General features: G+C 70.4%; 9 protein-coding genes, 1 tRNA gene and 2 pseudogenes. 3 read left to right on the top strand and 9 right to left on the bottom strand.

Annotation, left to right across the window (positions count from 1 at the left end):
* Both J1C73_RS32110 and J1C73_RS32105 read right to left on the bottom strand, forming a co-directional pair.
* A pseudogene (locus J1C73_RS32110) lies at positions 1 to 890 on the bottom strand (hypothetical protein); the annotation flags it as partial.
* Positions 891 to 915: 25 nt separating this feature from the next.
* The gene (locus J1C73_RS32105) at positions 916 to 2,292 is read right to left on the bottom strand and encodes a peptidoglycan-binding protein (RefSeq protein WP_207319442.1); all 1,377 of its coding nucleotides are present in this window, start codon (positions 2,290 to 2,292) and stop codon (positions 916 to 918) included.
* 182 nt (positions 2,293 to 2,474) lie between these two features.
* Between J1C73_RS32105 and J1C73_RS32100 the strand changes: the two genes are divergently transcribed.
* From J1C73_RS32100 to glxA, 3 genes are all read left to right on the top strand, one after another.
* Positions 2,475 to 2,548: transfer RNA gene (locus tag J1C73_RS32100), tRNA-Lys, on the top strand.
* Positions 2,549 to 3,095: 547 nt separating this feature from the next.
* Complete coding sequence (locus J1C73_RS32095) at positions 3,096 to 5,009, top strand: glycosyltransferase family 2 protein (RefSeq protein WP_207319441.1); 1,914 nt, start codon at positions 3,096 to 3,098, stop codon at positions 5,007 to 5,009.
* Positions 5,006 to 6,940: a radical copper oxidase GlxA gene (gene glxA / locus J1C73_RS32090; protein ID WP_207319440.1), complete on the top strand. Its 1,935-nt coding sequence runs from the start codon at positions 5,006 to 5,008 to the stop codon at positions 6,938 to 6,940. The genes J1C73_RS32095 and glxA overlap by 4 nt, the downstream gene beginning before the upstream one ends.
* 55 nt (positions 6,941 to 6,995) lie before the next feature.
* Here the strand turns inward: glxA and J1C73_RS32085 are convergent, their stop codons facing one another.
* The 7 genes and pseudogenes from J1C73_RS32085 to J1C73_RS32055 all read right to left on the bottom strand — a co-directional run bounded on the left by J1C73_RS32085 (position 6,996) and on the right by J1C73_RS32055 (position 11,875).
* Positions 6,996 to 8,033: a glycoside hydrolase family 6 protein gene (locus J1C73_RS32085; RefSeq protein ID WP_207319443.1), complete on the bottom strand. Its 1,038-nt coding sequence runs from the start codon at positions 8,031 to 8,033 to the stop codon at positions 6,996 to 6,998.
* Positions 8,034 to 8,387: 354 nt separating this feature from the next.
* Positions 8,388 to 9,062 carry a class F sortase gene (locus J1C73_RS32080; protein WP_207319439.1) on the bottom strand — a complete coding sequence of 225 codons (675 nt, stop codon included), beginning with the start codon at positions 9,060 to 9,062 and terminating at the stop codon, positions 8,388 to 8,390.
* Position 9,063: 1 nt separating this feature from the next.
* The gene (locus J1C73_RS32075; protein WP_207319438.1) at positions 9,064 to 9,627 is read right to left on the bottom strand and encodes a hypothetical protein; all 564 of its coding nucleotides are present in this window, start codon (positions 9,625 to 9,627) and stop codon (positions 9,064 to 9,066) included.
* A gap of 126 nt (positions 9,628 to 9,753) precedes the next feature.
* A complete protein-coding gene (locus J1C73_RS32070) occupies positions 9,754 to 10,542 on the bottom strand; it encodes an HAD-IIA family hydrolase (protein ID WP_207319437.1) in 789 nt (262 codons plus the stop codon).
* 182 nt (positions 10,543 to 10,724) lie between these two features.
* A complete protein-coding gene (locus J1C73_RS32065; RefSeq protein ID WP_242645004.1) occupies positions 10,725 to 10,958 on the bottom strand; it encodes a hypothetical protein in 234 nt (77 codons plus the stop codon).
* Positions 10,940 to 11,095: pseudogene (locus J1C73_RS32060) on the bottom strand (FAD-dependent oxidoreductase); the annotation flags it as partial. The gene J1C73_RS32065 and the pseudogene J1C73_RS32060, both read right to left, overlap by 19 nt.
* 141 nt (positions 11,096 to 11,236) lie before the next feature.
* Positions 11,237 to 11,875 (bottom strand): GntR family transcriptional regulator, encoded by a 639-nt coding sequence (locus tag J1C73_RS32055; RefSeq protein ID WP_372446771.1) that lies wholly within the window; start codon positions 11,873 to 11,875, stop codon positions 11,237 to 11,239.
* Between the last annotated feature and the right edge of the window lie 204 nt (positions 11,876 to 12,079).

The following is a 12,079-nucleotide window of genomic DNA, read 5'->3' as shown; positions in this document are numbered from 1 at the left end:
CGTCGCACGACGGTGGCGGGCAGCGCGATGGTGTCCGCGACGGCCTCGGGATCGTCGCGGAAGAGCAGGTGCACGGGGATGGAGGCGGCACGCTCACTGGCGATGACCGAGTGGTGCCGGCCGGCGTCCACCCGCACCGCGGTGTGGGGCTCGCCGGTGTCGGCGCCGCCGAAGGACAGCGAGAGGGAGGGCCCGATGTCCCGGCGGACCGGGGCGAGCCCCGGTCCGGGGAGGAACGGAGCGTCCGCCAGGGCCGGTTGCCCCGGATCGCGTACGGCCTCAAGGCCGTCCTCGCGGTCGTCCTCACGCACGTCCTCACCCACGTGGGGACCAGCGGCCGGATCGGCGTCGGGCGCGGAGGCGGTCGGGGCGATCCGCGTCCACGCCTGCGGCTGGGCCTGGGCCTGCGGTGCGCGGACGGGCCGGGCGTCCTCCGCCGCCTCCACGGCGACCGCGTCAGCGGCCGGGGCCGGGGCCGGTTCCGGGGCCGCGCCCGGTACCGATACCGACGCCGAGGTCGCGCCGAAGGCTGAGCCCCCGCGTCCGCTCTCGCCCGGCATCAGGTCGAGCACCAGGTCGACCACGGAGTCCGGCCCGGAACCCGCCACCGAGCCGGTCCCGTGAGCCGGGTCACGTCCCGAGCCGGGTCCCGAGCCGGAACCCGAACCCTCTCCCGGTCCCGGCGCCGACCAGTCGTCAGGCCCGGTCACCGGGTCCGGCCCCCTCACCCCGTCCGCGCGGGCCGACGCGTCCGCTGCGCGCCCCGGCCGCTCCGGTACGGCCCACTCCCGCACCGGGAGCGCCCCGTACGTCTCCTCGCCGTACCCCGAGTTCTCCGGGTTCTCCCTGTTCTCCGGGTTCCCGGAACTGTCCGACACCGTGGATCGCATTCCCGCCTCCGTCATGTGCGTCGTGTCACGCGAAGAGTCGCCGCCAGGTCTCCGGACCCGGATAGCCGTCGGCCTGGGCACCCCGCCAGCCCTGGGCCTTCTGGAAGGCCTCGACATTGCGCCGGTCCGCCTCGGTCCACCGGGGTCCGGGGCCCGACAGGTAGTACGTGCCGTACCCCTTCTTCACCAACTGTTTCCCGAGCCTGTCGACATGGCTGTTGGACAGACCCGACCGGAATGGGCCCCGGCCGGGGAAGGCCGGCGCCGCGGTCGAGCCGCCCTGGCCGGTTCCGCCCGCGGCGGGGATGTCGCGGCCGGTTTTGGTGGTCAGCAGGCGCCAGGTGTCGGGGCCGGGGATGCCGTCGGCCTCCTTGCCCTTCCAGCCCTGGGCCTTCTGGAACGCCTCGGTCGCCTGCCGGTCGGCGCTGCTCCAGGCGGGGCCGGGGCCGACCTTGTAGAAGCGCTTGCCGCCCCGCTGGACCAGCAGCGTGCCGAGCTGGGTGACGTAGGCGTTGTCCGCACCCGGGCCGAACTTTCCGGCCCCCGGGAACGTCGCCGACGAGCCGCTGCCGCCGGTTCCCGTGCTCAGCCCCTCGTAGCGGTACGCGACATAGCTGTCCGAGTGGGTCCAGTACGCCATGGGCGTCGTCTGCTTGCGGGTGTGCGGCGTGGTCTGCTCGTACGCCGTGTAATGGGTGTGCGTGTAGTCCGTCCAGCCGCCGAAGATCGTGACGTGCGAGCCCTTCGCGGGGTCGGCCGGGTTGTGGAAGAGCAGGATGTCGCCGGGCTGGAGCTCCTCCCGGGCGATCCGCGTGCCGTACGAGGCGAGGCTGCCGGTCCACTCGTTGCCGGCCAGGTTCCAGGCCATCGACACATAGCCGGAGCAGTCCTGGCGGTACCCGTCCGACCAGTACGCGCTCATGCTGTACGGGACCTGCGCGCTGACCCACTTCTTCGCCCGGTTGATGATGTCGGCCCGGCTGGTCCTGCGCAGCGTGGGCGTACCCGCCGGCGGGCCGGAGGCCCCCGCACCCTGCAACGGGCCGGGGCCGCCCTGCGGACTCTCCGGTCCCGGATCGGCCGGATCCGCCGCGTCCCCCGGTTCGGCCGGCGCGACCAGGTCCGCCGGTACCGCTCCGGCGGCCGGGTCGGTATCGGCCACCGGAGCCGGATCGGTCACCGGGGCGGGGCCGGCCGCCGCGGTCGCCGCCTCCGCCAGGCCGGCGCTCAGCACCACCCCGGCAGCGGTGACCAGCACCAGCGCGCGCCGCGCGCCGTGCGCGGCCGGATGTCCTCCCTGCCGCGTCGGCAGTCCCGCTGCTGCGGTGCGCCGTTGCACGGCGCACCCCGCACAGCCGCAGTCGATGGCGGGTACGTACTCCTCGAAGGCCGGCACAGTCATGCGATTCCCTCCGCAGTCGTCAAGATCTTTGGACGCATCTGTACGGGCGTCAGTGTCTCAACTCTCCTGACATATCGCATTTTGACGGATAGAAGAGAAAAAACGACCATCCGACAGGCCGCGGTGGAGGGGAAATGGTCGGAGCACCACCCCGGATCGGGTAGAGTTCTCCAGGTCAGCAGGCGCCGCTAGCTCAGTTGGTTAGAGCAGCTGACTCTTAATCAGCGGGTCCGGGGTTCGAGTCCCTGGCGGCGCACGCAAAGTCAAGGCCCCCTCACCACGCGCGAGGGGGCCTTGGCCGTTCTCCGGCATCTCGTACAGGTGCCACATAGCGAATACTTTGCTCACGCACAGCCCACTCGCACCCGACAGACAGTCACCAGTCGGTCACGCGGGAGCGCGAGGGCGCTTCGCGGACACCCCAATTACCTCCTCCTGCGCCCCTGTACCCCCTTGCCGCAAGGGTCCCCCAAATCGTGCGTATGAGCGGTTAACCGTCCGTTTCACCCTTGCGATCACGGCCGGGGTCGGCCAACCTGTCTGGGGGCCATCGGCGCCAACCAGGCCGGTGACGCGAGCAGTTGGGGGCAATAGAGGGGGATGTTCCGGTTGTGCGCGGTGCGAGGTGGGGGCCTCGCACATGAGCAAATGCCGAACAGGCATCATGCAACCGGAAGGGCGCCGTTCCGTGTCTCAGGAAGGGTGGCCCGCCACTGAGCCGTCGGTCGCGTTCCAGGGGGAACACGCGGCAGGCGAAAGGACCGACCGACCACGCAGTCTGCCTGCGTGCAGGGGGATGACCCATGACGTCGACGCCGCCAGGCGCCCGGCAGAACAACGACCCTTCCCGGACCACGCAGCTTCGGATACCCCCGCAGCTTCGAACCGGGGGCCACCGGCGGCGCCCGAAGAAGGCGCTGCCACGCTACGACTACGAGCACTACAGCCGGCTCGCCGGGCCTCTGACCCAGCCCGATCCGGCCAAGCCGTACACCGTGCAGTACCGCTCGCTCCTCTCCCAGGAGCCGCACCGGATACGCGCGGCACTCCTGCTGGGCGCCGCGCCGCTCGTCTCGCTCGGCCTGTTCGCCTGGCTGATGCAGCCCGAGCACTGGACGCAGCGCGACCCGAACCTCAAGAACGACACGCTGCTGATCCTCGACATCGTGATGCTGGTGTCGATCGGTCTGATCGAGCTCTTCCGCACCCTGAACGTCCTGTCCAACGCGCACGCCACACTGGTCGCGCGTGATCCGGTGCCGGTCGTGCCGGAGAACGGCACCAGGGTCGCCTTCCTCACCTCCTTCGTCCCGGGCAAGGAGCCCCTGGAGATGGTGACGAAGACCCTGGAGGCCGCCGTCCGCATCCGTCACCGCGGGCTGATGCACGTCTGGCTGCTCGACGAGGGCGACGACCCCGCCGTCAAGGAGGTCTGCCAACGGCTGGGCGTGCACCACTTCTCCCGCAAGGGCGTGGCGCACTGGAACCAGGCCAAGGGCCCGCACCGCGCGAAGACCAAGCACGGCAACTACAACGCCTGGCTCGACGCGCACGGCGACACGTACGACTTCTTCGCCTCGGTCGACACCGACCACATCCCGATGCCCAACTATCTGGAGCGGATGCTCGGCTACTTCCGCGACCCGGACGTCGGCTTCGTCATCGGCCCGCAGGTGTACGGCAACTACGACTCCTTCGTCACCAAGGCCGCCGAGTCGCAGCAGTTCCTCTTCCACGCGCTGATCCAGCGCGCGGGCAACCGCTACGGCGCCCCGATGTTCGTCGGCACCAGCAACGCGGTGCGGATCTCGGCCCTCAAGCAGATCGGCGGTCTGTACGACTCGATCACCGAGGACATGGCGACCGGCTTCGAGATGCACCGCGCCCGCAACCCGCACACCGGCCGCAAGTGGCGCTCGGTGTACACCCCGGACGTACTGGCCGTGGGCGAGGGCCCGACCGCGTGGACCGACTTCTTCACCCAGCAGCTGCGCTGGTCGCGCGGGACGTACGAGACGATCCTCAAGCAGTACTGGAAGGGCGTCTACTCCCTGCCCGTGGGCAAGCTCTTCAACTACACCATGATGATCATCTTCTACCCGATGTCCGCCATGAACTGGATCCTCGCGGCACTCAGTTGCGCGCTGTTCCTGGGCATGGGCGCCTCGGGTGTGCAGATCGACCCGGTCGTCTGGATGATGCTGTACGGCAACGCGTCCGCGCTCCAGATCGGCCTGTACATCTGGAACCGCCGGCACAACGTCTCGCCGCACGAGCCCGAGGGCTCCGGCGGGCTGGCCGGCATGATGATGTCCGCGCTCTCCGCGCCGATCTACGCACGCTCGCTGATGGACGCCGTGCTGCGCCGCAAGAGCTCGTTCGTGGTCACGCCCAAGGGCGACTCCTCCAGCCCGGACACCCTCTTGGGGACCTTCCGCATCCACCTCTTCTTCATCCTGGTCTTCGGTGGCTCGATCGTGGCCTCGTTCCTCCTCGGCCACAGCCACCCGGCGATGCTCACCTGGGCGGCACTGGCGCTGCTGATCACCGCGGCCCCGATCTTCGGCTGGCGGTACACCATGCGGGCGGAGAAGAAGAAGCGACGCGCGGGTCCACCGCCGCCGAGCGGCCCGCCCGCCCACGCCCAGCAGGAGGACCCCGGCTGGGCGGGCAACGAACAGACCATGCAGATCGCCCTTGGGGGACGTAAACCATGAAGTACCGTCCGAGCCGCCGTACCCGCCGCATGGCGATCAGTACGGCGGTGGTTCTCGCGCTCGCGGGAGCGAACGGGCCGTGGCTGTACCGCTTCAGCACCGAGCGCTACCACGACTACAAGATCAACAAGCCCGGCTACAAGGCCGCCAACGGTCACTGGGACTTCCTGGACATCCCGTCCGAGTACAAGATCAACACGATCCACGCGGCGCTGCTGCACACCGGCAAGGTGCTGCTCGTCGCGGGCTCGGGCAACAACCAGAAGAACTTCGACGCGAAGAGCTTCCGGTCGGTGCTGTGGGATCCGAAGACCAACCAGTTCAAAAACATACCCACGCCCAAGGACATGTTCTGCGCCGGTCACACCCAGCTGCCCGACGGCAAACTGCTCATAGCCGGCGGTACGAAGCAGTACGAGAAGCTCAAGGGCGACGTCACCAAGGCGGGCGGCCTGATGATCGTCCACAACGAGGACCCGGACAAGCCGATCACGCTTCCGGCGGGCACCAGGTTCACCGGTAAGGGCAACGGCAAGACCTTCGTGACCAAGGACCCCGTACTGGTGGAGAAGGCCAAGAAGGTCTTCGACAAGAACACCGGTGCGTTCCTGCGCAACGACCCCGGACTCGGCCGGATCTACGTCGAGGCGCAGAAGTCCGGCACGAAGTACGAGACGGGCGCCGAGGACAACTACCGAATAGCGGGCCTGTCCGGCTCCGACACCCGCAACGTGTACGGGATCGCCCAGAAGCTCGCCCTCGACAAGAAGGACTTCCAGGGCATCCGGGAGGCCTTCGAGTTCGATCCGGTGGCGGAGAAGTACATCACTGTCGACCCGATGAACGAGGCCCGCTGGTACCCGACGCTGACCACGCTCAAGGACGGCAAGGTCCTCGCCCTCTCCGGTCTGGACGAGATCGGGCAGATCGTGCCCGGCAAGGACGAGGTCTACGACCCGAAGACCAAGAAGTGGGAGTACACCGGCATCATCCGGAAGTTCCCCACCTACCCGGCGGTCTTCCTCCTCAACGACGGCAAGCTCTTCTACTCCGGCTCGAACGCGGGCTACGGCCCCGCCACCGTCGGCCGCGCTCCCGGCGTCTGGGACCTGGCGACGAACAAGTTCACCAAGATCCCCGGCCTGAGCGACCCGGACCAGATGGAGACCTCGGCGACGGTACGGCTGCCCCCGGCCCAGGACGAGAAGTTCATGGTGATCGGCGGCGGCGGCGTCGGCGAGTCCGACAAGTCCAGCGAGAAGTCCCGGCTGGTGGACCTGTCGGACGCCGACCCGAGGTTCAAGGACGGCGCGTCCCTGGACGAGGGCACCCGCTACCCGAGCGCGTCCCTGCTCCCCGACGACTCCCTGCTGGTCACCGGCGGCTCCGACGACTACCGGGGCCGCGGCGGCTCCAACGTCCTGCAGGCCCGGCTGTACGAGGCCGCGTCGGACTCGTACAAGCGGGTCGCCGACCCGGCGGTGGGCCGCAACTACCACTCGGGGTCGGTGCTCCTCCCCGACGGCCGGGTCATGATCTTCGGCTCGGACTCGCTCTACTCGGACAAGGCGAACACCCGGCCGGGCGTCTTCGAGCAGCGCATCGAGATCTACACCCCGCCGTACCTGTACCGCGATGCGCGGCCCGAGCTGACCGCCGGGCCGAAGCGCGTGCAGCGCGGCGCCACCGCGGTGTTCACCACCAACCAGGCCTCGACGATCAAGTCGGCGAAGCTGATGCGGCCGAGCGCGGTCACCCATGTCACGGACACGGACCAGCGGTCGGTGGCGCTGGACCTGAAGAAGACGGACGGCGGGATCTCGGTGACGGTGCCGGAGAACCGGGCGCTGGTGCCGTCGGGCTGGTACATGCTCTTCGTCACCGACGACAAGGGCACACCGTCCGAGGGCACGTGGGTGGAGGTGCCGTAGGCGAGACCCCGCGCCGGGAGGTGCCCTGAGGCACCTCCCGGCGCGGGGGCCCTGCCTATGTGGTGCTGCGGGCCAGGCCCAGGGCGTACTCGGGCCACCAGGCGCCGGCCTTCGGCCCGCCCCGGCAGTCGCCGTCGGACTCCCCCGGGCGCTTGATCCAGAGGTACGCGTCGACCAGTTCGTCGCCCGTGGACGTCGTCGGCGTCTCGCCGAGGGCCCGTCCCGGCGGATTGCACCAGCTGTTCTCCGGGGCGCCGCCGGTGTACGGGCCCTTGCCGTTGCGGCTGGTGTCGATGACGAACGGCTTGTCGCCCACCTTCGCCGACAGCCGCTTGCCGAAGTCCTTGCTGACCTCGGTGGTCTGGAAGTTGGAGACGTTCACCGCGAATCCGTCGGCCGCGTCGATGCCCGCCTGCTGGAGGGGCCGGAAGAGCGCGTCCGGCGTGTGCCAGCCCGCGTTGCCCGCGTCCAGGTAGACCCGGGTGCCCGGCAGCTGCTTGAGCCGCTCGACCGCGCCCTTGAGCAGGTCGTAACGCTCCTCGTGGAACTTCTGCGGGGTGCATCCGTCGACCAGGTGCAGCACCGCGTCCGGCTCCAGGATCACCGTGGCGCCGCGGTCGCCGATGCCCTTGGCGACGCCGTCCAGCCAACTGCGGTACGCGTTGCCGTCGGCGGCGCCGCCCTTGGAGAACTGCCCGCAGTCGCGGTGCGGGATGTTGTAGAGGACCAGCAGCGCCTCCCGGTCCGCCTTCGCGGCGGCCTCCGTGAAGCCCTTCGCCTCGGCCTCCGGGTTGTCCGGGCCGATCCACTCGCCGACCGGCTGCCGCGCGATCTTCCGGACCAGGGCGGCGTTCTTCCCGTCGCCGTCCTCGGTGTACCGGGCGACCTGCCGGGCGGCGTTCCCGTCGGGGTTGACCCAGTACGGATCGGTGCCCTTGGGCTGCTGGCCGATGGCCGCGGGGTTCTTCCCCCCACCGCCGGAACCCGTGTCGCCGTCGCCGGAAGAGGAACATCCCGCGAGCAGCAGCGCGGCGCCGATCACGACCGCGCCCGCTCCCCGCGTACCGAACCGGCCGTTGTGGCTGCCGTACATCCACTCCCCCTCGGGTGCGACGGCGGTGCACTGTCGCATCGCCGCCCATCCTGGCACAGGGCCCGGGAGCGGCCCGGGCCCCTCACGACTTCACCGAAGACCCGTTACCGCGGGTTCACCACACTCTGCCCGGCCTGTACCGCGCGCGGAGAGTGACTGGTTATCGACGTACCGTCAGAAATCAGGTGGGTGCGGGCAGTTCGGCGTCCTACAGTGGGCGTGCGGCGGACCCGGACGCCAACGACCTCCCGTGTCCGGGCCGGGCCACTCCCGCGGCCCGCGCCCCGCGGTCGAGGACCGGCCCGGCCGGCGCCCGGAGAACCGGGCGGCCGGCCGGGCCGCGTACCACCGGGATCAGGCGCCGGCCGGCTTCTCGCCGGTCAGGTACGCCGAGACGACCACGTTCGCGGTGTACGAGTGCGAGGCGCGGTCGTACGTACCGCCGCAGGTGATCAGCCGCAGTTCCGCCCGGCCGTCCTTGCGGGGGCCGTACGCCTTCTGGGCGTTGAAGCGGGCCCGGGTGAAGACCTGGACGTCGTCGATGGTGAACTCGGCGATCGTGCCGTCGGTCCGGGTCACCTCGACCTTGGCGCCGGGGCGGGCGGCACTGAGCCCGTAGAAAACGGCCGGTTTGGTCTCGGTGTCGACATGGCCGACGAACAGCGCCGGTCCCCTGGCGCCGGGCTCGGTGCCGTTGCCGTACCAGCCGACCGTCTGGGGCGTGTCGAAGGACGGCGGTGCGATCGCCCCGTCCTCGTCCAGGCCCCGGGGCACGACGGGGGCCTCGACGCCGATCGACGGAATCCCGACGCTCCGCGGCATCACGCCCTTGATCGGAGCGTGTGCCGGGGGCAGCGGTACGCCGAGGGGGCGTCCGACCGCGGCGACGTCCCCGGTGGTCGGCGCGGAGCCGATGCCGGAGCCGTCGGTGATGCCGCGGCCCCAGAGCCACAGGCCCAGCAGGATGACGGCCCAGGCCACTCCGGCGAGCAGCCTGCCGTGCCCCGTCGAACGGTTCGAGGAGGACATGTCAGTCGATGACCGGACGGCGGCGGCGCACGCTGCGGAGGGCGACCGCGACGGCGGCGACGGCGGCCAGGCCGAGACCGATCAGCGCGTGGACGGTGCCGGGGCCCTCCTGATGGGCGGCCTGGCCGGCGAGTACGGCGGTGCCGCCGCCGCCCGCACGGACCGGGGCGACCGGCATGGGCCGGTCGCGGTGGACGACGGTCACGACGGCGGACGCCTTGGTGCGCTTGTCGTCCTTGCACATCACCTGGACGTCGTAGTCGCCGGCCTCGGCATCGGCGCGGATCCGGGCCTTGGCGAAGAGCGTCTTGTCGTCACCGGGCGAGAAGCGCGCCTCGGAGACGAAGGCGTCGGAGCTCCCCTTGGCTTCCTTGCCCTTGCAGCCGTCGATCTCCAGGTCGACCTCACCGCCCGCGGCGATGGAGGACGGGGAGACCGAGAGGGTGGCCCGGGACCGCGAGTCCTGGCCTTGCTCCCGACCGGCATCGGCCAGGGCGACGGAAGCAGACATCAGGGTCGCCGCAGCCACCGCGGCGGCACAGACCGTGAGGGGTATTGAACGCATCGTGAACCTCCTTATGGAAGGTTCACGCGTGCGGCGGCTTTCCGCATCCGCAGGGTCCCCGCACTGGGCCGGTGGAGTGCGGGGGAGCGTACGCGGCGCGCACGCTCCCCCGCCCCCCGCCGGGCATCAGCCCAGGTCGACGAGGTTCACCAGGTCCGCGATGGAGTCGACGACCGTGGACGGCCGGAACGGGTACTTGTCGATGTCCGCCACCGTGGTGAGCCCGGTGAGCACCAGGAACGTCTGCATGCCCGCCTCCAGGCCGGCCAGCACGTCGGTGTCCATCCGGTCGCCGATCATGGCGCTGGACTCGGAGTGGGCGCCGATCGCGTTGAGCCCGGTGCGCATCATCAGCGGGTTGGGCTTGCCCGCGAAGTACGGGGCCTTGCCGGTGGCCTTGGTGATGAGGGCGGCGACGGACCCGGTCGCGGGCAGCGGGCCCTCGGCGGACGGGCCGGTCTCGTCCGGGTTGGTGCAGATGAAGCGGGCGCCGCCGTTGATCAGCCGGATCGCCTTGGTGAGCGCCTCGAAGGAGTAGGTGCGGGTCTCCCCGAGTACGACGTAGTCGGGCTCGTGGTCGGTGAGGACGTAGCCGATGTCGTGCAGCGCGGTGGTCAGCCCGGCCTCGCCGATGACGTACGCCGTGCCGCCGGGCCGCTGGTCGTCCAGGAACTGGGCGGTGGCGAGCGCGGAGGTCCAGATGTTCTCGACGGGCACGTCGAGGCCCATCCGCTTGAGCCGGGCGTGCAGGTCGCGCGCGGTGTAGATCGAGTTGTTCGTGAGGACCAGGAAGGGCAGCCCCGACTCCCGCAGCCGCTTGATGAAGGCATCGGCACCGGGGATCGGGGTCCCCTCGTGGATGAGGACTCCGTCCATGTCGGTGAGCCAGGACGAGATCGGCTTGCGCTCTGCCATGCGGGACTCCTGATGTGCCGTACGCCGGGTGCGGGAACGCCGGCGGCACCGCGTTGTGCAGCGCCGGCGTACCCGATTTTAGAGGGTCCGGCAGTTGGGGGGTGGAAGAGGGAGGCCCCTCTGAGGCTGCCGTTCGACCGGCGAGTACTGCCCGATCACCGGTACCTGACCATGGTGTCGGATCAGCCGGAAGTGATCCTCACACCGTCGACCACCCAGAACCAGTTGTTGCCCCCCGTGTACCGGAACCGGACCTGGGCGGTGGTGGCTCCGGCCGGGACCTGGAGGGTGAGCGATTCGGTCTTCGAGACGGTGTCCGAGGTGTACGTCTTCACGGGGACGGGCACGCCGCCGTCGTAGGAGACGAGGACCTCGCCCTTCTGCGGGGCCTCCTGGCGGCCCGGCCGCTGACCCATATCTGTCCGAAATTGCGGAGCGATGCCCCGCGCGCCTCGCTCTCGCGCTCGATCTGTACGACCTCGTGGCCGCGGTTCACTGCGTGCCAGGCGTGCATGGTTCCCACCACGCCGGCTCCTACGACGATGACTCTCACGACGGCAACGCTCCTCGGGACGGGTGACCCGTACGGATCGGTACGGCAACGGGAGGGTGAACTGGGCCCCAAATTTGGCCTAGACCCGTTATGTTTCCGTTATCAACGTGCGTCGATCCGGCGTCCGGTCGTCCTACCGGGTCAGCCGCGTCCGCTCAGGTGGGCGGTGAAGGAGAACCGGTCGCCGCGGAACAGGGTCCGTACCCGCTCCAGCGGCTGCCCGTCCGCGTCCCGTGAGACCCGGTGGATCAGCAGCATGGGCAGCGCGGGCGGCGTACCGATGAGCAGCGCCTCACGCGGGGTGGCGAGCACGGTCTCGATCCGCTCGTCCGCGTCACCGAAGGAGATGCCGAGCCGGTCGTGCAGATAGGCGTAGAACGACGAGTCGGGGTCGAACTTCTCCGCCAGGTCCGGCACCCGGGCGACACCGACGTACGTGCTCTCCAGGCCGACCCGGTCGTCGTCGGCGAGCAGCACCCGCTCCAGGTGCCAGACCGGTTCCCCGCGCTCCACCCCGATCTCGGCGGCGAGCGCCTCGGGGCAGGGGAACCGTTCCAGCCCGATGAGCCGGCGGCCCGGGGTGCGCCCCTGGCGGCGTACGCCCTCCGTGTAGCTCGCGAGGGAGAGCGGCTGTTCCAGCTTGGGGCCCGCGACCACCGTGCCCCGGCCCTGCCGGGCGAGCCGCCCCTCCAGGAGCAGTTCGCGCAGCGCCTGGNNCCGGAGCGGATCGGTGCGCCAGGTGCCTGGTCGTGCGGGTAGTCCACGGCCCGATGGTGGCAGACGGACATGAACACCGGTGGACGCCCCGGCCCTGAACGGCTCGAAGTCAGCGGCGGGTGCGGCGCATCCGGCGGGACCAGACCACCATGGCTCCGCCGCCGATCAGGAAGCCGGCCACGGTGAGACCGGGCCGCGGCAACGGCACGGGGATGCCGGTCCTGGCCAGCTCCGGGAGCCCGGCGGGGTCCCGGAGCTGGCCAGGAC

It is taken from the genome of Streptomyces laculatispora (genome assembly GCF_017353455.1).
Taxonomy (GTDB): Bacteria; Actinomycetota; Actinomycetes; order Streptomycetales; family Streptomycetaceae; genus Streptomyces; species Streptomyces laculatispora.
This window is presented reverse-complemented; position numbering and strand designations above follow the sequence as displayed.